The sequence below is a fragment of the Pseudomonas sp. JZ114 genome, assembly GCF_051027705.1.
Classification (GTDB): Bacteria; Pseudomonadota; Gammaproteobacteria; order Pseudomonadales; family Pseudomonadaceae; genus Chryseomonas; species Chryseomonas luteola.
The window spans coordinates 323631-349071 of the sequence record NZ_CP069256.1 but is presented as its reverse complement, the minus strand read 5'-3'; the positions used below and the strand labels follow the sequence as shown (position 1 = coordinate 349071).

Below are 25441 nucleotides of genomic sequence, written 5' to 3'. Positions count from 1 at the left end.
GAGGAGATGGGCAAGGTGATACGCATCCGCTGCGGATCACGCGTCCTGATACGCCTCGATCGGCGGGCAGGAGCAGATCAGGTTGCGGTCACCGTACACATTGTCGATCCGCGCCACGGGCGGGAAGTACTTGCCGTTCACCAGCGATGGCAACGGGTACACCGCCTGTTCGCGGCTGTAGGGATGCGTCCATTCGCCGGTCAGCTCGCGTGCGGTATGCGGCGCGTTCTTGAGCGGATTGTCATTGGCATCCAGCGTACCGGCCTCGATGGCACGAATCTCTTCGCGAATAGCGATCATGGCGTCGCAGAAGCGATCCAGCTCGGCCTTGGACTCGCTCTCGGTCGGCTCGATCATCAGCGTGCCGGCTACCGGGAAGGACATGGTAGGCGCATGGAAGCCAAAGTCGATCAGGCGCTTGGCCACATCGTCCACGGTCACGCCACTCGTTTCCTTGAGCGGACGCAGATCGAGAATGCACTCGTGCGCCACCAGGCCGCCTTCACCCGAGTACAGCACTGGGTAGTGGGTTTCCAGACGACGGGCGATGTAGTTGGCATTCAGGATCGCAATCTGCGAGGCGCGGGTCAGCCCCTCGCCGCCCATCATCTTCATGTACATCCAGGAGATGGGCAGGATGCTCGCGCTGCCATAGGGCGCTGCCGACACTGCACCTTCTTTGCGCTCGAGCCCGGCATGACCCGGCATGAACGGCGCCAGATGGGACTTCACACCAATCGGGCCTACGCCCGGACCGCCACCACCGTGCGGGATGCAAAAGGTCTTGTGCAGGTTCAGGTGAGACACATCGCCGCCAAACTTGCCTGGCGCGCACAGGCCCACCATGGCGTTCATGTTGGCGCCATCGATGTAGACCTGACCGCCATGCTCGTGAACGATGCTGCAGATCTCGCGGATCGCCTCTTCGAACACACCGTGAGTGGAAGGATACGTAATCATCAGCGCGGCCAGATTGGCAGCGTGCTGCTGGGCCTTGGCACGCAGATCACCCACATCCACGTTGCCGCGGCTGTCACAGGCCACCACGACCACACGCATACCGGCCATCGAGGCGGTTGCCGGGTTGGTGCCATGGGCAGACGACGGGATCAGGCAGATATCGCGCTGGGTGTCGCCGCGGCTTTCATGATAGGCGCGAATGGCCAACAGGCCCGCGTATTCACCCTGGGAGCCGGCGTTGGGTTGCAGGGAGATGGCGTCGTAGCCCGTAGCGGCGCACAGCATCTGCTCCAGCTCGGCGGTCATCTGGGCATAGCCCTCGGTCTGGTCGGCTGGTGCGAAGGGATGCAGATTGCCAAATTCGGCCCAGGTGATCGGAATCATCTCGCTGGCCGCGTTGAGCTTCATGGTGCAGGAGCCCAGCGGGATCATGGTGCGATCCAGCGCCAGATCCTTGTCCGCCAGGGTGCGCAGGTAGCGCATCAGCTGGGTTTCGGAGCGGTATTGGGAGAAAACAGGGTGCGTCAGGAAGGTGGACTGACGACGCAGCGTCGCAGGCAAATGCTCCTCGGCCTGGTCCAGCAGGCTATCCAGGGAAGGCACGGGCTGGCCATCGCTGAAAATCTCCAGCAGGGCCATGACGTCTTCGACTGTGGTGGTCTCGTCCAGCGAAACCCCCAGGTCGGTGTCACGGATCACGCGCAGGTTGAAGCCTTTGGCGCGGGCCGCTTCGTGAATCGCATTGGTTTTGTCGCCAAATACCAGCGTCAGCGTATCGAAAAAGGTTTCCTGGGTGCGATGGCCTAGTGCATGCAGACCGGTCGCCAGCAGGGCAGTCAGGCGATGAATGCGCGTAGCGATGTGCTTGAGACCTTCCGGACCGTGGTAGACGGCATACATGCTGGCAATGTTGGCCAGCAGGACCTGAGCTGTGCAAATGTTGCTCGTCGCCTTCTCACGACGGATGTGCTGCTCACGGGTCTGAAGCGCCAGCCGATAGGCCGGGTTGCCATGACGGTCAATGGATACGCCCACCACACGGCCGGGCATGTCACGCTTGTATTTGTCCTGAGTGGCAAAATACGCAGCGTGCGGGCCGCCAAAGCCGAGCGGTACGCCAAAGCGCTGGGCCGTGCCGATAGCGACATCCGCGCCAAACTCGCCGGGTGGGGTCAACAATGTCAGGGCCATCAGGTCAGCCGCGACGGCGACCAGGGCACCCGCCTGATGGAAGGCCTCGATGACTTCACGGTAATCGCGGATTTCGCCCGTGGTCATCGGGTACTGGAACAGGGCACCAAAGAAACGGCCGTGATCGTCGATGTCCGTTTCCACACCCACTACGATTTCAATACCCAGCGGCTCGGCGCGGGTGCGGATCACATCGATGGTCTGCGGGTGGCAATGCAGGGAAACGAAGAAGGCCTCGGCCTTGCTTTTGGACAGACGACGGCAGAATGTCATGGCCTCGGCGGCAGCCGTGGCCTCGTCCAATAGGGACGCATTGGCTACAGGTAGCCCGGTCAGATCGCCGATCAATGTCTGGAAGTTCAGCAGTGCCTCCAGACGACCCTGGGAGATTTCCGGCTGGTAAGGCGTATAGGCCGTGTACCAGGCGGGATTTTCCAGCAGGTTGCGCAGGATGGGCGCCGGGGTATGGCAGTTGTAATAGCCCTGTCCGATAAAGGACTTGAACAGCTTGTTCTTGCGGGCGATGCCACGCAATTCGGCCAGGGCGTCGGCTTCGGACAGCCCCTGGGGCAAATCCAGTACGCTGGTGCCCTTGATGCTATCCGGGATGACCTTGGCTGTCATGGCGTCCAGCGAATCGTAGCCCAGCAGGTCGAGCATGGACACGATGTCCAGCTCGCGCGGGCCGATGTGGCGCGAAATGAATTCGTCAGCGGTGCTGAATGAGTCGCGAAAATCGGTCATGGTCACCTCCTCAAGCCTTGATCAATTGAGCGTAGCCGTCTTCGGTGAGCAGCGTGCCGAGTGCTTCTGGATCGGCAGGACGCATGCGGAAGAACCAGCCGGCGTCGAGAGGGTCCTGGTTGACTTTCTCAGGGGCATCGCCAAGCGCTTCGTTGATTTCCAGGATCTCGCCATCGATCGGCATGGCAATGTTGCTGGCGGCCTTGACCGACTCCAGTACCGCCACCTCTTCGCCCTTGGCGTAGGTGCGCAGCTCCGGCAATTGCACGAAGACCAAGTCGCCCAGCGCATCCTGAGCATAGTCTGTAATGCCTACGGTTACAGTGCCATCGGCTTCCAGACGCAGCCATTCGTGTTCTTCGGTAAAGCGCATAACCATTGCAGACTCCTGAATAGGGGTAACCCAGCTGGGCACTAGCTGACCTCCTTCATAGCAAGGCAGATGCCAAGGTCTTACCGATGGCGCAATGCCAGAGCACGCGCGGCCTACAGAAAAATGAGGTAATAAAAGGCGGTGTAACGAAAGTGCTACACCCCATGGAAAGAAGTCTCCCAGAGGCCATGCGAGCCTAGAACAGATAAGGCATTGTCAGCGTTCGTATCGAATCCATTACAGTGCAATGAATTCGATACAGATTTAATCTAGGATGAAGTGGGGCAGGAAGCGCGAGCTGTCTTGGGTAATTAATGTTGCATCCTCACGGATACCCACCCCACAGGCCGTGTCACCTACCACCCAACTGCCAATAACAGGGTAGTTACCGGAAAAACAAGGCAACGGGTGACATTGCTGCACGATGCTGGGGCCCGCGTATGGGCCCGGCACGTCCAGACGCGTGCCGTCCAGACTGTGCAGTTCGATGTTGGCACCCTCCCGTGAGAACAGCGGCTTGCGCACCCAGCCTGGCGCGACCGGACTACCGGCCTCTTTATCGAAAAAGGCTGGAAGCAGATTGGGATGCCCTTCATGTCGCTCCCACAGCAAGGCCAGAATACCTTTGTTGCTGAGCAGCGCCTTCCACGGCGGCTCATAGAATTGCGTAAAGGAGCTGGGAATAGAATGTCCAAACGCCTCGTCCAGCATGAACTCCCACGGGTAGAGCTTGAACAGTGACGGGATGAATTCATCGTTCAGGTCCACAAACCCCTGTGACCTGTCCAGCCCGATATCCTCCACAGCGATATAACGCGTCTGAATACCCGCCTGGGTGGCACAGTCCCGCAGATATTCGACCGTGCCGCGATCCTCCTGCGACTCTCTGACCGAGGCCAGATACAGGGGCTGATGCGGTCGCAAGGCACGAATTGTCTGGATTAGCTGCTCCTGAATGCTGTTGTACTGATCCGCCCCGGCGGGAAGCCTGCCCGCCTGTTGCATCTGCTCCAGCCATAGCCACTGGAAAAAGGCTGCCTCGTACAGCGAGGTCGGCGTGTCGTAATTCAGCTCGAACAGCTTGGCCGGTCCCTGACCGCTATAGACCAGATCCATACGGCCATACAGATGGCGGTCCCGACGTCTCCAGCTGGCAGCCGCACACGCCCAGAAGTACTCCGGTACAGCCAGACGCGAGAGCAGTGCCTCGCTGCCGACGATCTCGTCGACCAGTGCCATGCACATCTGATGCAACTCGGCCGTGGGGGCTTCCAGATCGTTTTCGATCTGCTTCAGGCTGAACTGGTACGCGGCCCGCTCATCCCAATAGGGTTCGCCATCAAAGGTGTGGAACAGAAAGCCAAGCTGCTCCGCCTGCTCGCGCCAGTCCGGGCGCTCGGTCATATCGATCCGCTTCATGATCCGCTCGACCGTGACGAGTAAGAGGCTGCCCGTGCTCCAAAACCGCCCCGGCTGACAACCCTAGACTCGCTGGAGGCATAGGCGCTCCTGTTCAGATAGGCGATACCCGGTCGTGAACCGACCACCTCGTTATTGGCAGTGCGGTAATGCGCCAGGTCGTCCCGTGACTGGTACAGCGGCTGGCTGGGAAAGGTACGCGTGTACTCGCGCTGGCGTTGTCCTCCGCTGACGCTACTGGAATAACCATAAGAGGCACCGCCCGAGGACGATGATTCACTCTCCCGCGGCGGGCGCTGGCCCAGCAGAAAGCCGGTCATGAGCGGAACGTAGAACGAAGACCGGGGCTCCAGCAGCTCGCAGCCATTGGTACCAAAGTCGATCTCGCATTCACCCAGGGAGGCATAACGCGGCGCACTACGGTGATGGACCGCACGGGAAGATTCATACTCCGAGGAGCAGAGGCTGGGCGTGAAAGTGCCGTCGCGGATGCACTCGGCAACGGATCGGTACAGATAACCCGGCTTGGGTTGATCACACCCGGCCAGCATGAGGGGTGTCACTCCAACCAGTACCAGTTGGATGGCTCGGCTGCGTTTCATGCCCTGCCCTCACCCGCTGATGGCGGCGGCATTAAGCACGCCAATCGATACAGACATCGTCGCCACGAGAATACCGCTGGCCATTTCGTTATTGCTGAGCCGTTGGGGCAGCCCCGGCACGAGAAGGCGCAGCACGACGAATGTAACCAGCTGAGCGACTGCTGCGATCAGGGCCCAGAGTAGGTAGTCCAGCGCACTGACCGAGACCCGCATCGCGCTGGCCAACGGCAGGACAAACCCCAGCAACGTACCACCGAACGCCAGGGCCGCCGCTGGCACGTTGTTGCGAATCAGCTGCCACTCACGGTGTGGAGTAAGCCAGCTGAAAGTGAAAGCAAACGCGCCCAGAAGCGCGAGCGAGAGAATGAAATAAATGGCGAACGCCGGCAGACCACTGAGGTAGTCAAGCACGCTGGCAAGCATGGGACACTCCTTGTCACGAATGAGCCGGCAGGCTAAGGCACCTGCCGGGGGCGCGCATTTTCGCAACTTCGCGCCCGTTCATCCATGCTCTCTATCCGCCAGCCGCTCCGCTGGTCACTCCCCCTTGCTACGGTGGACCATGTCCTGCACGCGGGCTGCCAGCATCTCGATCGGGAAAGGCTTGGTGATCATGGCCATGTTTGGCTCCAGGAAACCATTGGCAATCACCGCATTTTCCGCATATCCGGTCATGAACAGGACCTTGAGGTCTGGCCGCGTGACTCGGGCCGCATCAGCCATCTGCCGCCCATTGATGCCCGGTAGACCAACGTCGGTTACCAGCAGGTCGATGCGCAGATCGGACTTGAGTATCTCCAGACCGGAAGGGCCGTCGACAGCCTCCAGCACCCAGTAACCCAACTCACTCAAGACCTCTACCACTAGGCTGCGGACAGCATGCTCGTCTTCGACCACCAGCACGACTTCGCTGGCCTCGGACTGCCGACTCAACGATACCGGCTGCCGGACCTGAGGTTCTTCCCTGCGCTCACCGTAGTAGCGCGGCAGGTACAGCTTGATGGTCGTACCCCGACCAACCTCCGAGTAGATCTTGGCTGCCCCTTCCGATTGCCGGGCAAAGCCATAGATCATCGACAGCCCAAGCCCGGTCCCCTCGCCCAGCGGCTTGGTCGTAAAGAACGGGTCGAACGCCTTGGCGATAACATCTGGAGTCATCCCGGTTCCGGTGTCGGTCACGCTGATGCAGATGTACTGGCCAGGCTTGATGTCCCGGTCACGGGACGCATAGGCCTCGTCCAGATGAGTGTTGCTGGTTTCGATGGTCAGCCTGCCTCCGTCCGGCATGGCAGCGCGGGCATTGATGGCCAGATTAAGGATGGCGTTTTCCAGCTGATGAGGATCACACAGCGTCAGCCAGAGCGCGCCCGTCTTGACGATTTCCAGCTGCACCGATTCACCCATGGTGCGGTGCAATAGATCATCCATACCGGTGATCAGGTCATTGGCATTGACAACTTTGGGCACCAACGGCTGCCGGCGGGAAAAGGCCAGTAGCCGGTGCGTCAGAGCGGCCGCTCGACTGGCCGAGGACATGGCCGTGCTGGCGAAGCGGTCAAGATCCGCCAATTTGCCCTGCTGAATTCGCATGCGGATCAGGTCGAGCGAGCCGATGATCCCGGTCAACAGGTTGTTGAAGTCATGGGCAATACCGCCTGTGAGCTGGCCAACCGCTTCCATTTTCTGGCTCTGGCGGAGTTGCTCCTGCGCCTGGGCCAGCTCGGCTGCTGCCACTTTTTCCGACTCGATATCACGGCCAACCGCATGGATGTAGCGCGCATCGGGCACTGCGGTCCACGAAAGCCACCGGTAGCTACCATCCTTGTGCCGATAGCGGTTCTCGAACCGCAGTGTGGTATGTCCTAGGGAAAGTTTGCCCACTTCAGCCAGGGTGCTTTCCACATCGTCGGGGTGAACGAAATCCAGCAGTACCTTGCCCAGCAGTTCATCTTCCTGCCAGCCCAACAGGTGCTTCCAGGCCGGGTTGGCGGCCATCACGACGCCGTCAAAGCGCGCGACCAGCATCACATCGGTAGTCAGGCGCCACATGCGGTCAAGGTCTGCGGTACGCTCGGCCACCCGCTGCTCCAGGGTCTCCGTCAGACGCCGGGACGCTTCCTCGGCCTCCTTGCGGTCATGGATGTCACTGTTATTGCCCATCCAGCCGGTGACGTTTCCGGCCTCATCACGCAAGACCTCCGCACGGATATCGAACCAGCGATAGGCTCCGTCCTTGCGCCGTAGCCGTGCTTCAAGCTGATAGAACACGCCTCGGCTGCGGGCATCGAGCCAGACATCCAGGAGCCGCTGGGTGTCATCAGGATGAATGACTTGCGCCCAGCCCATCGGCAGCGCTTCTTCTGGTGTCTGGCCGGTGTAGTCGTACCAGTAACTGTTCAGGTAGCTGAGCGAGCCATCAGGATTGCCGAACCAGACGATGGCAGGTGACAGGTCTGTCATTTGCCTTAGTCGCGTCTCGCTGACTTCCAGCCGCCGTAAGGTCCGCCGCTGTTCGGACAGATCGCGCGCAATGGCAGCAATCCCCATGACCTCGTCTTGTTCGTCCCGTATCGAGAAGACGGAATAGTGGACCGGGATAGCCGCTCCGGTGTGATGATGGCGGAACCGAAATTCGCCTACCCACTTGCCCTCGTTCAAAACGGTCGGAAGAATGGTCGACTCGGCAAAGGCACGATCCTCAGGCAGGAAATAATCCAGCACATGGCTCTGCCTGACCGCCTCTTCACTGGCCAGCCCAACCAGCCGGCGTCCGGCTTCGTTGACAAAATAGGCCTGACCGTCCGGCGCAGCGATGCCAATGAAGTCATCCGACTGCTCAACGATCATCATTGCCCGGCGCCAACCCTCATAGGCACGGACCTGCTCGCTGTTATCCACGATCGTGCAGATGGCGCCCTGCGGCTTGCCATTCTGGAAAATGGCCTGGGCCCGATACTCTACAGGAATACAAATACCGTCACGCCGGTAGAAGGCACCGTCCGCCACGTATTCAGCAGTCCCCTCGCGGGCCGTGCGATAAATAGGATAGTCCGCCATCGCCCGGCGTGCCGCCTCATGAGCCGGATCAATCAGCTCCTCCAGGCGCCATCCGACAATATCTTTTTCACTTTCGGCGCCGAACAGCCTGACGAAAGCAACGTTGCACAGGGTAACCACGCCGTGCTGGTCGATTGAATAGAATCCTTCAGAAATCGAATCCAGCAGCAGGCGATAACTGTCGCGGCTGGCGCGAAGCTCCTGTGCGGCCAGACGCTGCTCGGTACGGTCACGGAGAATCTTGATGAATCCGTCGACCTGACCGGATGTATTCCTAAGTGGCATGAGTTCGCCACTTGCCCAGAAGCGCTGTCCGCTTTTGAGCACATGCCAGCGCTCGTCCATGCTGCGCCCCTGTTCTAGGGCTGTGTCGCGTTCTTTTTCAGGAATATTGGCAGCGCGGTCTTCGGGTGTGAAGATGATCGCAGCAGGCTTGCCCAGCACTTCCGCCTCTGTCCAGCCAAGCGTGCGACGAGCACCTTCGTTCCACGTGGTGATGTGACCCTCAAGGTCCATGCAGAAAATGGCGTAATCCACCGCGCTGTCGAGAATCTGTTCGCGTTGGGAAGTCGCATGTTCTGCATATTGCTGCTCTTCAGCCTGGCGGGCCCTGTTTCGCTCGACCGTAAGGCCGTGAATCTCCAGTTGCGCCACGGTTGAACGGGCCAGTTCCTGAAGCAACAGGCGCTGCGTAGCATCCAGCCGGCGTGGCACTGTGTCCATGAGGCTGAGCACACCAACAGGCACACCCGCAGCCGTTTTCAGCGCAACCCCTGCATAGTAGGACGAACCGGTACTGGCATTCAGGGCCGATGGCGGAGTAAAGCTCAGATCGCCCCTCGGCTCGCTGAACTCCAGAATATCGGTCGCCGTTAATGCCTCTTCCCAGGGCGCATAGGCCTCGGCCGTAGGACAGCCGCCCTGCTCCGCGGCCAGCCAGAGCCCTTCTGCATCACATAAGTGGATGACGGCTTGCGAAACGGAATAGGTCTCCTGGGCTCGCCGGGCAATATCGGCAAGTTCGGGCAAACGTGGATGGGCTAACAGGCCGTAGCGTTCAAGCGCATCCTGTAGCGCAGCAGGTGGCTGCTCGGGGTCTTGGTGAGCGTTGGTCATGTACAACTGGGTCGTGTTTGGGGGCATAAGCACCGCTCATCCTTGAGAAACTAATGACAGCCCCTCCATGGAGGTCCGTCGCGAACGGTCTATGGCTCATAGACCAGCAAGACGCGGACGAATTCGCCCAGGTCTTCAAACAGTGTCCTTGTAGAAAAACACTCAGCTCTTGCCGGGAATGCCATACTTGCGCAGCCGGTGGGCAATGGCGGTGTGAGAGGTCTTGAGACGGGCCGCCAGTTGACGACTGGACGGGTAATGTGGGTAGAGTTTTTCGAGCAGGGCTTTCTCATAGCTTGAGACTGCCTCATCCAAGCTGTCTACCTCGCCATCTACCTGCCGTGCGACTTCCGTACCGGCAATATCCAGATCGCCAATATCCACCACGGTGCTTTCGCTAATGGCCGCCGCCCGGAAAATGACATTCTGAAGCTGCCGCACATTGCCGGGCCAGCGATTGCTCAGAAGCGCCGGATACGTTCCCGGCGACAGTCGGCAAGGGGGCCGCTGGATCTGGGCGCAGGCCTGCTGCATGAAATGCCGGGCCAGCACCAGAATATCCTGCCCACGCTCACGCAGCGGCGGTACGTCGAGATTCAGGACGTTGAGTCGGTAGAACAGATCCTCCCGAAAGGTCCCTTCGGCAACGCGCTTTTCCAGATCCCGGTGCGTGGCACTCAAAATACGTACATTGACCTTCAGTTCGCGCTCACCGCCCACCCGGCGAAACGTACCGTCGGACAAAAACCGCAGTAACTTGGCCTGAAGATACGGGGACATCTCCCCAATTTCGTCGAGAAACACGGTGCCCTTGTCGGCCAGCTCGAGAAGACCGGGCTTGCCGCCGCGCTGGGCACCGGTGAACGCGCCCGGCGCATAGCCAAACAGCTCGCTTTCCGCGAGGCTTTCCGGCAGAGCCGCACAGTTGAGTGCCAGAAATGGCGCATTGCGACGAGGGCTGACCGTATGACAGGCCCGCGCTACCAGCTCCTTACCAGTCCCTGTCTCACCCTGAATCAGCAGCGGTGCATCCAGCGCCGCGACTCGCTGGGCGCGGGCCTTGAGCGCACGTATCGGTGCCGAGTCGCCCAGGATCGATTCGAAGCCTTCGGCCGGGTCATGGCGCAGCGCTGAAAGACGGGCTCCTATCCGGTTGGGGGCGTAAAGCGTCAGCAGACCACCGGCTAGCCGCTGGGCGTTGCCTTCGGCAGCCTCGCTGATTGGGGTCGAATCCAGCAGGAGTGCCTGCCCGCGCAAGGTGACCTCGCGCATGGGAATCCGAAAGGCCTGCTCCAGCAGTTCCCGCTGTAGAGCTGGATCATCGAACAGCGTAGCCACCGTCGCGCCCTGGGGCGACGGGTCGTCCACCATGGCGGCAAAGGCCGGGTTGGCCAACAGAATGCTACCTTCGCGGTCCACGGCCAGAACCGGGTCGGCCATAGCGGCAAGTAAGGCATCCAGGTGCAACGTACGGCGCTGCCCTGGCAGGATATCCACCACTCGGACAGCCTGTACCCCACGCACCGTGAGCAGGGCACCACGCAGCTCTTCCAGTACCTCGGCACTTAGAGTCGGCGCATCGATGTAGACATTGGGCGGCACCATCTCGACTGCATCAAGATTGAGGTTGCGCGCCCCCAGAAGCGCCAGCACTTCCTGGGTAATGCCGACACGGTCGATAAAACTGACGTGGATTCGCATGGGGTGGGCGGGGTCTCGAACAGGTATAGCCAAGGGCAAGCCCGTATCGTACCGGATGCCACTTCCCCATGGGCACCCAACCCCAGAATTCCTTGTATTTATTGTTGCTCCGCCTGGCGAAGCGTCTACGCTAGAATGATGGCTCTTTTCTATTAGCCGGGCCGTCCTGCGAGACCTCCATCCTATGAAAGACGAAGACCGTTTGAAACTTGATCAGCAGCTCTGCTTTGCCCTGTATTCCACCTCCCTCGCCATGACGAAGGTCTACAAGCCGCTCCTGGAAGCCGTCGGCCTGACCTATCCGCAATACCTGATGATGCTGGTGCTCTGGGAAAGCGACGGTCTCACGCTCAAGGAGTTGGCCAAACGCCTGCATCAGGACTCCGGCGCGCTGACACCGGTACTCAAGCGGCTCGAAGCGGAAGGCTATGTCACCCGCAAGCGCAGCCTTCAGGACGAACGCAACCTCTCGATCGAGCTGACGGCTGCCGGGAAGACCTTGCGTAAGAAAGCCGAAGAAATCAACGGCTCAGTACAACTGGCCTGTGGCCTGGGTAATGATGACATGGGGCAGCTTCGGTCCAGCCTGATCAAGCTACGCGACAGCCTGAATCAATAGAGGCATGCCTAAGCGGCCGCAGCACTGACGCGCCCTCCAACCCATGGAATAACCGTTCGTCGGACTCGCAAATAAATAGTTTGCGCGATAATCAATATCGTAATAACTTAATTCCTGTAGACAACGCGGTAACGAGCAACGACTTCCACGTCGTTTTTTAAAGACCAAATGATTATCGCAATAATCAAATTAATCCGAGGACGATGCACATGAACATTCTGTACAAGACTTCCGCAACCAGCACCGGTGGCCGTGACGGTCGTTCCATCAGCGCCGACGGTATTCTCGATGTAAAACTGGCTACCCCAAAAGCGCTGGGCGGACAAGGCGGCGAAGCAACCAATCCTGAGCAGCTGTTTGCAGCGGGTTACTCGGCCTGCTTTATCGGCGCCATGAAGTTTGTAGCGGCTAAGGAAAAAGTGGCGCTGCCCAGTGATCTCAGCGTGACGGCAGAAGTCGGTATCGGTCCGATCCCCACCGGCTTTGCCCTGGACATCGAACTGCGCGTCAGCGTGCCGGGCCTGGATCGTGCCAAAGCCCAGGACATCATCGAGAAGGCCCATCAGGTCTGCCCATACTCAAATGCCACCCGCGGCAACGTGGATGTACGCCTGACCCTCGTCTAAGCCTGACGCGGGACGCCCCAGCGCGGCGTCCCTGGAGAACCGGATCATGAAAATGCTTGCTCAGCTGTTCACTGTTTCTGCCCTTTCCCTGGTCGTTGGTCATGCCCTGGCCGCAGATGACGCCGGCCTTGAACGTACCACCCAAGGTTTTCTGAACACCTTGAACCAGAGCGGGGGTAAGCCTCTCGAGCAACTTTCGCCCAAGGATGCCCGTGCTGTCCTGACGGGTGCCCAATCAGGCGTGAAGGTCGATCTGTCCAACGTAGAGGTGAGCGAGAAGACTATTACCGCTGATGGGCAGAGGATTTCGCTGACCATCGTCCGACCTGCCGGTGTCACCAAGGCGCTGCCGGCGTTCATGTTCTTCCACGGTGGCGGCTGGGTGCTGGGTGACTTCCCCACTCACCAGCGTCTGGTGCGGGATCTGGTGGTCGACTCGGGTGCGGTGGCCGTTTTCGTGAATTACACGCCTTCGCCTGAGGCGCATTATCCGGTAGCCATCAATCAGGCCTATGCCGCTACCCGCTGGGTCGCCGAGCATGGCAAAGAAATCAACGTAGATGGCTCTCGCCTGGCTGTCGCAGGCAACAGCGTAGGCGGCAATATGGCGGCAGTTGTCAGCTTGATGGCGAAAGAGCAAGGCACGCCCAAGCTCCGCTATCAGGTGCTGCTCTGGCCTGTCACCGATGCCAACTTTGACACCGGCTCGTATGACACCTATGCCGAAGGGCACTTCCTGACCCGCAACATGATGAAGTGGTTCTGGGATAGCTACACCACCGATCCCAAGCAGCGCCAGGAAATTCATGCCTCGCCGCTGCAGGCCACGACTGAGCAGCTCAAAGGCTTGCCGCCCGCACTGGTACAGACCGCAGAGTACGATGTGCTGCGCGATGAGGGTGAGGCATACGCCCGCAAGCTTAATGCAGCCGGGGTGGATGTGGTGCAGGTCCGCTACAACGGCCTCATCCATGACTACGGTCTGCTTAACGTCTTCCACGATGTTCCTGCGGTACAGAGCGCCATCGCCCAGGCGGGTGATGAATTGCGCAAGCATCTGAAGTAATAGACAGGCCCCTGGTTCGGAATGACTCTAGGGGCTCTGCTCTTTTTTATTACTGCCAACAAGATGCTCAGGAAAAGCAGAATTCACCAATTTCCGCTGAAAACCTATGCTTAGGTGTCGCAAATACCCTTTCCAACCTTATCTTTAGCAACCTAACATCAGCACTACTCTCCTAGGATGAGCGTATCGCCCTTCTGTGGATGTTCGCGCATGTCCTCTTCTTCGCTCACGACAGGTTCATCGGTTGCCGACACCGAAGCGTCCGCTTTCTCCAACCGGCGTGCCGCCGAAATTCCGGCACGTATCGACCGGCTACCCGCCACGGCAACGCTCTGGCGACTAATCGCCCTGCTTTCCATCGGCGGTTTCTTCGAACTGTACGACCTGTTTCAGACCGCCTATATCAGCCCTGGCTTGATACGCGCCGGGCTGTTTGCCACTGGCAGCGCCGGTGTATTCGGTATCGCCGACCAGGCCGCGTTCGCTTCGGCAACCTTTCTGGGCCTGTTCGTAGGGGCAAGTCTGCTGAGTCCTATCGCAGACCGTTTCGGCCGCCGGCGCATCTTTACCTTTGCGCTTATCTGGTACACCGCGGCTACGGTGCTCATGGGTCTGCAAAGCACAGCACTAGGCATTATCGTGATGCGGTTCTTCGTCGGTATCGGGCTGGGAATCGAGCTGGTCACTATTGACGCCTATCTATCCGAGCTGGTGCCCAAGCGCATCCGTACGTCAGCCTTCGCCTTTGCCTTTTTCGTCCAGTTCCTGTCCGTACCCGCGGTCGCCCTGATGTCGGCCTGGCTGGTGCCGCAGGACCCCTTCGGAATTTCCGGCTGGCGCTGGGTTGTACTGGCCAGTGCAGTATTCGCCTTGTTTATCTGGTGGCTGCGCTCACGCTTGCCCGAGTCGCCCCGCTGGCTCGCGCAACGTGGCCGTCTGGACGAGGCGGATCAGGTTTTGTCGACCCTGGAAGCCCGCTGTGCCAGGGACATCAAGGCCCCGCTTCCCGAGCCACACGTCGAAGCGGTTACGTTCGAGACCCAGGGGCGCTTTACCGAAATCTGGCAGCCGCCCTACCGCCGGCGCGCCCTCATGCTGATCGTCTTCAACATCTTCCAGGCTATTGGATTCTTCGGTTTTGGCAACTGGCTTCCAGCCTTGCTGTCTGGCCAGGGCGTCAGCGTTACCCACAGTCTGACCTATGCCTTCGTGATCAGTCTGGCCTACCCGTTGGGACCTTTGTTGTTCGTAAAGATCGCCAACCGTTTCGAGAACAAATGGCAGATCGTGGGTTCATCAATCGGCACCATGCTGTTCGGCACCCTGTTCGCGTTTCAAAGCTCAGCCACTGGTCTGATCGCATGTGGGGTGATGATTACCCTGTGCAACGCCTGGCTGACCTTTAGCTTCCACTCCTACCAGAGCGAGCTGTTTCCCACGCCCATTCGTGCCCGAGCTGTCGGGTTCTGCTATTCCTTCAGTCGCCTTTCCACAGTCTTCAGCAGTGTACTGATCGGTCTCTTTCTCCAGCACTTCGGTACGCCGGGCGTGATCACGTTTATCGTGACCAGCATGCTGATCGTGATGATTACCATTGGCGGCTTCGGACCCAAGACTCGCAACCTGGCGCTGGAAGATATCGCGCACTAACAAAAACGCCGTACAGGATCGCTGTACGGCGTTTTCAAGAGCGCAGGCCCGATCAGGACTGCATGGCGTCGCGGATATCCCGAGCCAGCTCACGTACGCGGGACTCCTGAGTGTCCCAGGAACACATGAAACGGGCACCACCGCTACCGATAAAGGTATAGAAGCGCCAACCACGAGCACGCAACCGCTCCAGTGCCGGCTCGGAAAGCTGCAGGAACACCGAGTTGGCCTGCACCGGAAACATCAGGCTCAGCCCGGGCACGTCTTTCACCAGATCAGCCAGGAGCTGGGCGCAGTGGTTGGCGTGTTCGGCATAACGCAGCCAGGCATTGTTTTCGAGGATGCCGACCCATGGCGCGGAGAGAAAACGCATCTTCGACGCCAGCTGACCGGCCTGCTTGCAGCGGTACTCAAAGTCTTCGGCCAGCTCACGGTTGAAGAACAGGATCGCCTCACCTACCGCCATGCCGTTCTTGGTGCCACCAAAGCAGAGTACGTCAACGCCGGCCTTCCACGTCACCTCGGCCGGTGTGCAGCCAAGGCTTGCCACCGCGTTGGAAAAGCGCGAGCCGTCCATATGCAGACGCAAGCCGAGGTCGCGGCAGGTATCGGCTACTGCATTCAGCTCGTCGAGGCTATACAGCGTGCCTACTTCTGTGACCTGGGTAATGCTGACCGCTCGGGGCTTGGGAAAATGAATATCCTTGCGCTTGGTGGCAATCTGGCGAATGGCATCAGGCGTCAGCTTGCCTTGGGTAGTGGGGGCCAACAGGAGTTTGGAGCCGTTGGAAAAGAACTCCGGGGCACCGCATTCGTCCGTCTCCACGTGGGCCGTCTCGGCGCAGATTACGCTGTGATAGGACTGGCATAGGGCCGCCAGGGCCAGGGAGTTTGCAGCAGTACCGTTGAAAGCAAAGAAGACTTCGCAATCGGTTTCGAACAATTCGCGGAAATGATCTGCGGCGCGGGCCGTCCAGGCATCATTACCATAGGCGGTATCGTGCCCGTGATTGGCTTCGGCCATGGCCGCCCAAGCTTCCGGGCAGATCCCTGAATAGTTGTCGCTGGCGAATTGCTGACTATGGTCGTTCATGGGTATTCCTTGAGAACCACCCGAGGAAGCCCGCTTGTGGCCGACTTCCATGGCGGTAAATAAACGGACGCTTATAGCGGCCGGGTTCGAGTGTCCAACCAATCGCGCGCCGCACCGCTGACCAGCGGACGGACACGCTCACGCACCTCGGTGTGGTAGGCGTTCAGCCAGGCGATCTCATCTTCACGCATGAGCGTACGGTCGATACAGCGGGTATCGATCGGGCACAGCGTCAAGGTTTCGAAACGCATGAACTGGCCGAACTCGGTTTCAGGCTCGGCCACGTTGAGCAGCAGGTTCTCGATCCGCACGCCCCATTGCCCGGGCCGGTAGATACCGGGTTCGTTGGACGTGATCATACCTTCCCGCATGGCACTGTTGGGGGATGGTTGACCATAGAACGTGATGGATTGCGGCCCCTCGTGTACGTTCAGGAAGTATCCTACCCCATGCCCGGTTCCATGACCGTAATCGATGCCCGCTTCCCAGATGGGCGCACGGGCAATCGCATCGAGCATCTGTGACGCGATGCCTGCCGGAAAACGTGCTCTGGACAATGCGATCATGCCCTTGAGTACACGGGTGAAGTCACGCTTCTGCTCGTCGTTAGGCGTGCCAATGGGCACAACGCGGGTGATATCCGTCGTGCCTCCCAGGTACTGACCGCCGGAGTCGATCAGCAGGAGGCCGTCGCCCTCGATAACAGAATGTGCCTCTTCTGTTGCATGGTAATGGGGCAGCGCCCCCCCTGCGTTATAGCCTGCAATAGTAGAGAAACTCAGGGAGACAAAATTGGGGCGGCGTGCACGGGCAGCGGTCAGCCATTCATCCACCGTCAGCTCGGTCACCCGCTCTCCAGCCTCAAGTGCCGCCTCGAACTGGGCGAAGAATTCGCACAAGGCCGCGCCATCCTGCTCCATGGCCTCACGCACATGCTGTGCTTCGGCTGCCGTCTTGCGGGACTTGAACAGGGTGGAAGGGTTGATCGCTTCGATGCGCTTGACGCTGGAGGGCACGCCTTCCACCAGGCCGTAGGTGACGCGCGCCGGATCGACCAGCAGACTTGACCCGGCAGGCAGCGCCGCCAGAGCACCATGGGCCGCGCCATAGGCGGCCAGCTGGATACCGGCTTCGTTCAGGGTGCGCTCAAGAGCCGCCGGAATTTTCCCGGCACCCACGAACAGCTGCACCTGACCCGGCCCGATCAACGCATGGGCCAGAAAGACCGGGTTATAGGACACATCGGCACCACGCAGGTTGAACAGCCAGGCAATATCATCCAGGCTGGAAATGAAATGCCAGTCAGCCCCTTGCCCGGCCATCGCCTTGCGTACCTGCTCCAGCTTTTCAGTGCGGGATACCGGTGCGTATGGCGCCTCGTGAGCGTATACCGGCGCCGCAGGCAATGCGGGCCGCTCGGGCCAGATACGGTCGATCAGGTCGATAGTGGTGCGTAGCGAAATGTTCTTATCGGCAAAAGCCTTGCGCAGCGCCTCGGCGGCACCCAGCGACAGCACAGCCCCATCCACCGCCACGGCGCCACCCGTCGGTACATGCTCGGCCATCCAGTCGATGTGGGCCTGCATGCCGCCGGCCACCAGCTTCATCAGCTCCACGCCCGAACCTGCCAGCTCAGCCTGGGCCTGTTCCCAGTAGCGGCTGTCCGTCCAGACGCCAGCAAAATCCTTTGCCACGATCAGCGTACCGGCCGAGCCCGTGAAACCCGATAGCCATGACCGCCCTTGCCAACGCTCGGGCAGGTACTCCGACAGGTGCGGATCGGCGGACGGAATCAGGCAGGCATCGACGCCCTCTTCATGCATGACCTGACGCAAGGCGGCCAGACGATCAGGAATGGAAACGAGGTCTTGATGGGACATGTACTCTCCGGTAGGCAAGGGATGCAGTTGAAGCAGTCCTGCAATAAATACCGCAGATATAAAAAAGCCGCATCAAGGGATGCGGCTAAAACATGAAAAACCAAAGGAGCAGAATGGTTTTTCCTTGAGAACCTGCGCTATCGACAAGCAGTTGCGTCACGCCTGAAGGCAATGGAAATGCACATCCTCACACCGTGAGCATGGTCCATAAGGGGGGAAACTTCTGGCAGTGGCGGAAACGCTCCGAAAACGAGCAGGTCCTGAAGACGACGTTTGGCGCGGCGGGCGCCTGGGCCAAACGGGATTAACGCTGGGAAACCTGCTGGTCTTGCTGGGCTTTCTGAGTCTGTTGCGCTTGCTGGAAGCGCTCCATGACAGCATGGTTCTGGTTAACGAGCTTGTAGTTCTGCTCGTAGGAATCACGGGCAAAGCTCACCTGGGTAAAAGCAACAGCAGATACAGCAAGAATCGAGGCAGTAAACAAACGTAACATGATGAACTCCTGACACCCTTGGATTGGGTTCATCACTAGGATAACGCGTAACAATTATTGAAAAATATCGCCTGGGTACATAGAGATTTACCAATTGCGCAAGTATTCCAGGCGAGGCAGGCTCAGATGGCCCAGTAGGAATGCATGGCTACGATGTCATCATCGTTGCTGAAACGTCTGGGTAGCTCTTCCTTGAGGATATCCACCCACGCCTTGATCTTGGCATCCAGGAAGCGTCGGGACGGATACAGCGCATAGACACTGCGCTCACGCAGGCGATACTCGGGCAATACCCGCACGAGTCCGCCTTCCCGCAAGGCCGGTGCAGCAATAAAGCTGGGCAACAGGCACAGGCCGAGTCCGGCCTTGGCCGTATTGGCCAGTGCATCCGCAACATTTACCTGATAGATCGAGCGAGGCTTGATCGACGTTTCTTCGTCCGGCTTGGTAAATACCCACTCCTCGGGAAATGTCGGGTCCTGAAGCAACAGGCATGTGTGCTGGTCCAGATCGCGTGGGTGATGGGGCGTGCCCCATTTGGCCAAGTAATCGGGCGAGGCACAGACGACGCTATAGACCTCACCAAGCCGTTGGGCGACCAGTTCGGAGTCAGGCAGATGCCGATCCATGGTAATCGCAACGTCGTAGCCTTCTTCGATCAGGTCAGGACGATTCTGGGACAGGGTGAAATCCAGCGTGACATCTGGATAGCGCTCGGCATAGAGCGCCGCCAGAGGCGCCAGGTGTTCGGTTCCCAGGCCAGTCAGGGAGTGCACGCGCAACCGGCCGGAAGGCTTAAGGTGTGCACCACTGGCCTCAGCCTCGGCTTCGGCTACCGAATCGAGAATGCCTCGGCAGCGCTCCAGATAGCGCTCCCCAGCCTCCGTTAGCGCCAGCCGGCGGGTGGTACGGTGTAACAACCGTGTTTGTAGATGCGTCTCCAGGTCGGAAATCACCCGGGAAACCTGCGCCGTCGATAAGTCCAGCAAGGCCGCAGCGGCCGTAAAACTGCCCGCGTCGACCACCCGGGTAAAAATCCGCATGCCTTGTAACGTATCCATTATTGTTGCCTGCTCCGTAACGCTGTTTCGCTTAGCAGCCTATTTATTTCCAGATGTTACGCTTTTATTCTTGTCCATGTGAGCTGCAGTACTGCCGGTGCTCTTCTCGTTAGCCCTGACGAGAATCTTTTAGCACTGGGTTTCTCCCTCCCGTACCCTGCTGCAGCTCCGGAGATAGCTCCTTGTGGCATGCTGGAACCGCCCGACCCCTCCGGGGCGGTTCAGCTGCCGTTTTTTCCTTCTTTCCTTATTGCGCTTTGCTTGGTTCGCGGATGCGATACCAGGTCACGTATAACGCTGGCAGGAACAGCAGCGTGAGCAGGGTTGCTGCCACAATGCCACCGATCATCGCATAGGCCATCGGCCCCCAGAAGACCTCCCGGGCGATGGGAATCATGCCTAGGCTAGCGGCAGCGGCTGTCAGCAGAATCGGCCGACGTCGATGATTGGTCGCCTCAATGACCGCATCCCAGGGATGACGCCCATCCTGCTCGAACTCATCAATCTGGGTTACCAGGATGACCGAGTTGCGGATGATGATCCCAATCAACGCCAGCACCCCTAGAATGGCCACGAAGCCCAGCGGCGTTCCCGTGGGCACCAGCGCCAGTACGACCCCGATCAGCCCCAGCGGCGCCACACTGGCAACCAGGAACATCTTCTGAACGCTTTGGAGCTGGATCATCAGGAACGTGGCCATCAGGAACAGCATGAGCGGGATTACGCTTGCAATAGGCTTTTGCGCCTTGCCGCTTTCCTCTACGGTACCGCCTACGTTGACCTGATAGTTGAGTGGCAGGTTACCTTTGAACTCATCAATCTTGGGCTGAAGAGCCTTGATCAGATCCGGCGCCTGGATAGAACCCTCGATAGTGGCCTTAAGCGTAATGGTTGGCTGGCGGTTACGCCGCCATACTAGCGGCTGCTCCATCTCATACCCCACCGTGGCAAAGGATTTGAGCGGAATCGAGGTGCCCGAGGGCGTCACGATCTGCAGGTTTTCCACGGTCTCGATAGAGCTGCGCTCGGCATCTTCAGAGCGTCCTACCACGTTGACGAGGTAGATGCTGTCACGCACCTGGGTAATGGGCGTACCACTCACCACGCCGTTCATGATTTGGGCCACGTCCTGGGACGATAGCCCCAACTGGCGGGCACGGTCCTGGTTCACATCGATTTTCAGCATCCGCCCCGGCTCGTTCCAGTCGAAAAGGATATCGCTGATATGCGGGTTGGTACTGATGGCGCTGGCCAATGCCAGCGCCTGCTTACGCACCTCGGAAATGCTTGGACCACTGACGCGATACTGGATCGGCCGTCCTACTGGCGGCCCCATCTCCAGAGGCTGAACATACCCATCAAGCCCCACGAATTCGTTCTTGAGCCGCTCCTTGAGCTTGGGAATGAGTCGATTACGGGCTTCCAGGTCCTTGCTGACAATAACGACCTGTCCATAAAACGGGTTATTGAGCTGCTGATCCAGCGGCAGGTAGAAGCGCACCGCGCCCTGTCCTACATACGAACTCCAGCGGGCAATGTCTGGGTCTCCCTTGAGGGATGCCTCGAAACGATCCATTTGCGCACGGGTTTCCAGCACGGAGCTGTTCTGCGGCAGGTTCAAGTCCACCAGAATTTCCGGCCGATCCGAGGACGGGAAGAACTGGTTCTGCACGAAACGCATGCAGAACAGCGCGGCCGCAAAGAGCAACACCGTCATGATGATGGTCAGCCAGCGGTGCCGCATGGACCAGACCAGCGAGCTCTGGGACCAGCGCGCCAGTCGTCCCGGCCCCTTTTCCTTTTTATGCTTGAGCGACTTGGGTAGCAGGTGTACGCCCATCACCGGTGAGAACAGCACCGCCACGATCCACGACAGGATCAGCGCCACGGCAATCACGGCAAACAACGTAAAGGTGTATTGCCCGGCGGTACTCTTGTTGAGGCCGATAGGCACGAATCCCGCCACGGTAACCAGCGTGCCGGTCAGCATCGGAAAGGCCGTGTGGTCATAAGCGTAGGTGGCCGCCTTGTGGAGCGAGTCGCCCTCTTCCAGCCGAGTCACCATCATCTCGACGGTGATCATGGCGTCATCCACCAGAAGGCCTAGAGCAATGATTAAGGCGCCCAGGGAGATCCGCTGCATGGTGATACCGCTGTATTCCATGAACAGAAACACCATGGCGAGCACGAGAGGGATTGAGCAGGCCACCACCAGCCCGGCACGCAGACCCAGGCTGATAAAGCTCACCACCAACACGATGATGACCGCCTCGAACAGCGCATGGGTAAAGCTGCTGGACGCCTTCTCTACCACCTCGGCTTGGTTGGACACCTGATGCACGCCCACCCCGACCGGTAGCTCACCGGTAATCGCCTTCATCCGTTCGGACAGCGCCGCACCAAAGGTCTGCACGTTGCCGCCCTTGCGCATGGCAATTGCCAGGCCCAGGGCCGGCTCGCCGTTGAAGCGGAACAGGGATGTAGGCGGATCGGCGTAATCACGGTGGATGGTGGCCAGATCAGCCAGACGGTAGAAGCGGTCATTGATCCGAAGGTTGACAGCCTCCAGATCTTTCTCTGACTTGAATTCACCGGAGGTACGTACCGAAACGCGTTCTGGACCGGCCTCGATTACGCCGGAGGGCGTCACGGCATTCTGTGCCTGCAGGCTCTGCATGATCTGTCGCTGATCGAGCCCCAGTGCTGCCAGTTTGCGCGTCGAGAAGTCGAGGTAGATGACCTCGTTCTGCGCCCCCATGAGCTCAACCTTACCCAGGTCCGGCACTGCGCGGATGTCCAGGCGCACCCGCTCTACGTAATCGCGCAGCTGCCGGTACGAGATACCGTCGCCAGTAAAGGCATAAATGCTGCCGAATACATCGCCGAACTCGTCATTGAAGGCCGGTCCCTGTATCCCTTGCGGAAACTGCCCCTGGATATCGGAAATCTTCTTGCGGACCTGATACCAGATATTGGGGATTTCCTTATCGCTGGTGGTATCGCGCAGGTACACAAACACCGTGCTCAAGCCCGGCCGGGTAAAGCTCTTGGTGTAATCCAGCGAATCCAGCTCTTCGAGTTTCTTTTCGATCCGGTCGGTGACCTGCTCCAGGGTTTCCTGGGTGGTCGCGCCCGGCCACTGGGTCTGGATCACCATGGTCTTGATGGTGAAGGAGGGGTCCTCTTCGCGGCCAAGGTTGAAGTAGGAATAGGTTCCCATCAACAGCGCGACAAACATGATGTACCAGATAAAAGACTGGTGACGCAGCGCCCAGTCAGAAAGGTTGAAGGATTTCATCAGCGCTGTTCCACATCCATTTTCACGTCTTGTCCAGGTTTGAGGCTGTGTACGCCGGCCGTCACGACCCGCTCGCCCGCGTTCAGGCCGTTATCGACCGTAATGCTCCGCTCATCTCGGGTCAGCACATGGACCTCGCGCAGTGAAACGGTTTTGGTATCAGGGTCGACGATCCAGACGCACGTCTTGCCATCCCGCTCGAGCAATGCACTGGCCGGCAGCTCGGTAAGTTCACGGGGCGCATCATTGGTCAGCGTTACCGTTACCAGCGAGCCCAGGCGGAACGTTGGGGGCAGTTCGGCCAGCGTGAGTCGTACCCTCCGGGTTCGCGTCATGGCGTCGGCCTGAGGCGCCAGCTCACGGATGCGGCCGGTGGTAGAGACCGAAGGCTCCAACTGCGAGGTGATGGTAAACGTCGTGTCAGCCGGCAGTGTCTCTGCCAGCCCTGCCGGCAGGTCTACAACCGCCTCCTTCACTTCGGGACGCGCCAGGGTGACTACCTGTTGGCCAGGGGATACCACCTGCCCGGTTTCGGCATGCCAGGCCGTAATCACACCATCGAAATCGGTATACAGCTCACTGTAGGAGAGCTGGTTGCGGGCCTGATCCCGGGCGGCCAGGGCACGATCACGTGCAGCGCGAGCCGTATGCAACTGGGCCATGACCTGATCCAGCTGAGCCTTGGACCCGACACCCTTGGCATACAAGGCCTGCTGCCGCTTGGCATCAGCCTCGGCGTCCATCCACTGGGCCTGAGCCTGGGCCAGATCACCTTCGCTGCTGCGGTAAGCATTCTGCTGATCGGTCGGGTCCAGCGCAGCCAGCAAGGTGCCTTTCTTCACCACATCGCCTACATCAGCCTTGCGTTGGGCAATGCGCCCGCCTACGCGAAAGCTCAAGGTTGATTCATACCGTGCCTGAATATTCCCGGTAAAGGCACCGAGCGCGCGTGCCTGCTGGGGTTTGGCCTCAACGAACAGTACCGGGCGGACCGGAGGCGGCGGCTCCTGCTTGTCGGAGCACGCGGCCAGCAGCGCTACGAGGCCCAGTAGAAGAACACGTACCCTGCTCATGACGACGCTCCCTGTTGAGCCTTAGCGTTATCATCAGGGTGGATGGCAGCAGGCTGAACAGGGGGCGCATGATCCGTGACCTCGACGACTTCGACCTTGAGTCCGTCATAAAGCAGCTGACCACCAGCCGTCACGACGCGGTCATCAGGTGCCAATCCGTCATCGATCATGACCTGTCCGGTGATGTACCGGGCAACTGTCACCGGTTTGAGGTGGGCGCGGTTGTCAGCGTCCAGTACCCACACGGCGGGCTTTTCCACGGTGCCATTGAGCGCTGTCCAGGGCAGCACGACGCGCTGCTTGTCTGGCGTACCCAATGACGCCGTAACGGTTGACCCCAGCGCCATCTGCGGCGGGACCTTGTCGAGCAGCACCTTCACACGCACGGTGCCGCTCTGCTGGGAAATGACCGGCGAAACCTCGCGCACATGGCCGGTAGTGCGCACCGTCGGATCATTCAACAGGGCGACCTCGATAGGCTGGTTGCCCGGATCGCGGGCAAGTAGCGATTCCTGCACATTGAAGACGGCATCGCGGTCGCCCTCCTGCGCCAGGGTAAAGATCGGCATGGATGCCTGAACGACCTGCCCGACCTCGGCCTGCCGCTCGGTGATCACGCCGCTGGCGGCCGATACCAGATTGGCATAACTGAGCTGCTTGCGTGCATCGTCCAGCTGAGCACGCGCAGCACTCAAGGCACTTTCTGCGCCCTTCAGGGCAGCCAGGGCCTCGTCATATTGGCTTTGGGTGGTGTAGCCCTTGGGCATCAACGCCTTTTGCCGTTCGAACTGCACGCGGGCAAGATTCGCCCTGGACTGCTGGGAAAAGACCTGCGCTTCAGCGGCGGCTACGTTGTTGCGCTGATCCTGCGGATCGAGACGGGCAAGAACCTGCCCCTGCTTGACGTGATCACCCACATCGACCAGACGCTCATTGATCTTGCCGTTGATACGAAATGACAGTGTGGTCTGAATACGCGCCTGCACATCGCCTGTCAGGGTGGTAGTAGTCGCTACCTCTTCCAGGGCTACACGCTGGACTCTTACGTGAGGAGGATTGGGGGCCGGTTGTGAATCGTCCGAGCAGCCTGCCATACCGGTCAGGGCCGTCCCTAGCAGAAACAACGCGGAAGTGCGCTGAAACAGGGGTCTAGCGCGCCGCGAAAAGAAAAGCATTGCCAATTAACCTCCCTCACAGTCCATATGCATGCCAGCAGTCGACGTGGCGATTTACCCGCGAGTCGTCCATCAAGGTCTGCTGCGCAGGGGTTGTTCTGGTTATAGGCGACTGACTTTAAGCCTCAGGCAAGGTTCCGGCAATTCAATAGAAGCCCGGGCACGGTGCTGAAAAACGCGCACGCAGGAAAATCCGGCAAGGCAAGAGGCCGGCTAAATAGAGAGGAAAGAGAAGAAAAACGCG

The 25441-nt window shown here is 59.5% G+C and carries 18 protein-coding genes; 4 read left to right on the top strand and 14 right to left on the bottom strand.

Features of this window, described 5'->3' with window-relative positions:
• Nucleotides 1-36: 36 nt before the first annotated feature.
• The 7 genes from gcvP to JQR90_RS01660 all read right to left on the bottom strand — a co-directional run bounded on the left by gcvP (nucleotide 37) and on the right by JQR90_RS01660 (nucleotide 11163).
• Nucleotides 37-2895 carry an aminomethyl-transferring glycine dehydrogenase gene (gene gcvP, locus JQR90_RS01690; RefSeq protein ID WP_010796677.1) on the bottom strand — a complete coding sequence of 953 codons (2859 nt, stop codon included), beginning with the start codon at nucleotides 2893-2895 and terminating at the stop codon, nucleotides 37-39.
• A 10-nt stretch (nucleotides 2896-2905) separates the two neighbouring features.
• The gene (gcvH, locus tag JQR90_RS01685; protein WP_010796676.1) at nucleotides 2906-3274 is read right to left on the bottom strand and encodes a glycine cleavage system protein GcvH; all 369 of its coding nucleotides are present in this window, start codon (nucleotides 3272-3274) and stop codon (nucleotides 2906-2908) included.
• A 258-nt stretch (nucleotides 3275-3532) separates the two neighbouring features.
• Entirely contained in the window at nucleotides 3533-4687 is a 1155-nt protein-coding gene (locus tag JQR90_RS01680) for a glutathionylspermidine synthase family protein (protein WP_073450045.1), read from the bottom strand.
• Nucleotides 4684-5289: a DUF1190 domain-containing protein gene (locus JQR90_RS01675; protein WP_434140333.1), complete on the bottom strand. Its 606-nt coding sequence runs from the start codon at nucleotides 5287-5289 to the stop codon at nucleotides 4684-4686. Before JQR90_RS01675 ends, JQR90_RS01680 begins: the two co-directional genes overlap by 4 nt.
• A gap of 9 nt (nucleotides 5290-5298) precedes the next feature.
• On the bottom strand, nucleotides 5299-5712 hold the full coding sequence (locus JQR90_RS01670; protein WP_010796673.1) for a DUF350 domain-containing protein: 414 nt from the start codon (nucleotides 5710-5712) through the stop codon (nucleotides 5299-5301).
• Nucleotides 5713-5826: 114 nt separating this feature from the next.
• Complete coding sequence (locus JQR90_RS01665) at nucleotides 5827-9489, bottom strand: hybrid sensor histidine kinase/response regulator (RefSeq protein WP_010796672.1); 3663 nt, start codon at nucleotides 9487-9489, stop codon at nucleotides 5827-5829.
• A gap of 135 nt (nucleotides 9490-9624) precedes the next feature.
• Nucleotides 9625-11163, bottom strand: coding sequence for a sigma-54-dependent transcriptional regulator (locus tag JQR90_RS01660; RefSeq protein ID WP_434140332.1), 1539 nt, complete (start codon nucleotides 11161-11163; stop codon nucleotides 9625-9627).
• 184 nt (nucleotides 11164-11347) lie between these two features.
• Between JQR90_RS01660 and JQR90_RS01655 the strand changes: the two genes are divergently transcribed.
• From JQR90_RS01655 to JQR90_RS01640, 4 genes are all read left to right on the top strand, one after another.
• Nucleotides 11348-11782 carry a MarR family winged helix-turn-helix transcriptional regulator gene (locus tag JQR90_RS01655; protein ID WP_010796670.1) on the top strand — a complete coding sequence of 145 codons (435 nt, stop codon included), beginning with the start codon at nucleotides 11348-11350 and terminating at the stop codon, nucleotides 11780-11782.
• 209 nt (nucleotides 11783-11991) lie between these two features.
• A complete protein-coding gene (locus tag JQR90_RS01650) occupies nucleotides 11992-12408 on the top strand; it encodes an organic hydroperoxide resistance protein (RefSeq protein ID WP_010796669.1) in 417 nt (138 codons plus the stop codon).
• A 46-nt stretch (nucleotides 12409-12454) separates the two neighbouring features.
• A complete protein-coding gene (locus tag JQR90_RS01645; RefSeq protein WP_434140331.1) occupies nucleotides 12455-13474 on the top strand; it encodes an alpha/beta hydrolase in 1020 nt (339 codons plus the stop codon).
• A 210-nt stretch (nucleotides 13475-13684) separates the two neighbouring features.
• Entirely contained in the window at nucleotides 13685-15124 is a 1440-nt protein-coding gene (locus JQR90_RS01640) for an MFS transporter (RefSeq protein WP_434140330.1), read from the top strand.
• A 52-nt stretch (nucleotides 15125-15176) separates the two neighbouring features.
• Here the strand turns inward: JQR90_RS01640 and JQR90_RS01635 are convergent, their stop codons facing one another.
• From JQR90_RS01635 to JQR90_RS01605, 7 genes are all read right to left on the bottom strand, one after another.
• A complete protein-coding gene (locus JQR90_RS01635) occupies nucleotides 15177-16217 on the bottom strand; it encodes a threonine aldolase family protein (RefSeq protein WP_010796666.1) in 1041 nt (346 codons plus the stop codon).
• A 71-nt stretch (nucleotides 16218-16288) separates the two neighbouring features.
• On the bottom strand, nucleotides 16289-18097 hold the full coding sequence (locus JQR90_RS01630) for an aminopeptidase P family protein (RefSeq protein ID WP_010796665.1): 1809 nt from the start codon (nucleotides 18095-18097) through the stop codon (nucleotides 16289-16291).
• A gap of 304 nt (nucleotides 18098-18401) precedes the next feature.
• Complete coding sequence (locus JQR90_RS01625) at nucleotides 18402-18590, bottom strand: hypothetical protein (protein WP_010796664.1); 189 nt, start codon at nucleotides 18588-18590, stop codon at nucleotides 18402-18404.
• A 122-nt stretch (nucleotides 18591-18712) separates the two neighbouring features.
• Nucleotides 18713-19651: a LysR family transcriptional regulator gene (locus JQR90_RS01620; protein ID WP_074821503.1), complete on the bottom strand. Its 939-nt coding sequence runs from the start codon at nucleotides 19649-19651 to the stop codon at nucleotides 18713-18715.
• A gap of 247 nt (nucleotides 19652-19898) precedes the next feature.
• Nucleotides 19899-22952 carry an efflux RND transporter permease subunit gene (locus JQR90_RS01615; RefSeq protein ID WP_112297945.1) on the bottom strand — a complete coding sequence of 1018 codons (3054 nt, stop codon included), beginning with the start codon at nucleotides 22950-22952 and terminating at the stop codon, nucleotides 19899-19901.
• Nucleotides 22949-24022 carry an efflux RND transporter periplasmic adaptor subunit gene (locus JQR90_RS01610; protein WP_434140329.1) on the bottom strand — a complete coding sequence of 358 codons (1074 nt, stop codon included), beginning with the start codon at nucleotides 24020-24022 and terminating at the stop codon, nucleotides 22949-22951. Before JQR90_RS01610 ends, JQR90_RS01615 begins: the two co-directional genes overlap by 4 nt.
• Complete coding sequence (locus tag JQR90_RS01605; RefSeq protein ID WP_434140796.1) at nucleotides 24019-25116, bottom strand: efflux RND transporter periplasmic adaptor subunit; 1098 nt, start codon at nucleotides 25114-25116, stop codon at nucleotides 24019-24021. The genes JQR90_RS01610 and JQR90_RS01605 overlap by 4 nt, the downstream gene beginning before the upstream one ends.
• Nucleotides 25117-25441: the final 325 nt, after the last annotated feature.

Coding starts and splice junctions, on each gene's coding strand:
- gcvP (WP_010796677.1), bottom strand. CDS start 2,895: ATGACCGATTTTCGCGACTCATTCAGCACCGCTGACGAATTCATTTCG.
- gcvH (WP_010796676.1), bottom strand. CDS start 3,274: ATGGTTATGCGCTTTACCGAAGAACACGAATGGCTGCGTCTGGAAGCC.
- JQR90_RS01680 (WP_073450045.1), bottom strand. CDS start 4,687: ATGAAGCGGATCGATATGACCGAGCGCCCGGACTGGCGCGAGCAGGCG.
- JQR90_RS01675 (WP_434140333.1), bottom strand. CDS start 5,289: ATGAAACGCAGCCGAGCCATCCAACTGGTACTGGTTGGAGTGACACCC.
- JQR90_RS01670 (WP_010796673.1), bottom strand. CDS start 5,712: ATGCTTGCCAGCGTGCTTGACTACCTCAGTGGTCTGCCGGCGTTCGCC.
- JQR90_RS01665 (WP_010796672.1), bottom strand. CDS start 9,489: ATGCCCCCAAACACGACCCAGTTGTACATGACCAACGCTCACCAAGAC.
- JQR90_RS01660 (WP_434140332.1), bottom strand. CDS start 11,163: ATGCGAATCCACGTCAGTTTTATCGACCGTGTCGGCATTACCCAGGAA.
- JQR90_RS01655 (WP_010796670.1), top strand. CDS start 11,348: ATGAAAGACGAAGACCGTTTGAAACTTGATCAGCAGCTCTGCTTTGCC.
- JQR90_RS01650 (WP_010796669.1), top strand. CDS start 11,992: ATGAACATTCTGTACAAGACTTCCGCAACCAGCACCGGTGGCCGTGAC.
- JQR90_RS01645 (WP_434140331.1), top strand. CDS start 12,455: ATGAAAATGCTTGCTCAGCTGTTCACTGTTTCTGCCCTTTCCCTGGTC.
- JQR90_RS01640 (WP_434140330.1), top strand. CDS start 13,685: ATGTCCTCTTCTTCGCTCACGACAGGTTCATCGGTTGCCGACACCGAA.
- JQR90_RS01635 (WP_010796666.1), bottom strand. CDS start 16,217: ATGAACGACCATAGTCAGCAATTCGCCAGCGACAACTATTCAGGGATC.
- JQR90_RS01630 (WP_010796665.1), bottom strand. CDS start 18,097: ATGTCCCATCAAGACCTCGTTTCCATTCCTGATCGTCTGGCCGCCTTG.
- JQR90_RS01625 (WP_010796664.1), bottom strand. CDS start 18,590: ATGTTACGTTTGTTTACTGCCTCGATTCTTGCTGTATCTGCTGTTGCT.
- JQR90_RS01620 (WP_074821503.1), bottom strand. CDS start 19,651: ATGGATACGTTACAAGGCATGCGGATTTTTACCCGGGTGGTCGACGCG.
- JQR90_RS01610 (WP_434140329.1), bottom strand. CDS start 24,022: ATGAGCAGGGTACGTGTTCTTCTACTGGGCCTCGTAGCGCTGCTGGCC.
- JQR90_RS01605 (WP_434140796.1), bottom strand. CDS start 25,116: ATGGCAGGCTGCTCGGACGATTCACAACCGGCCCCCAATCCTCCTCAC.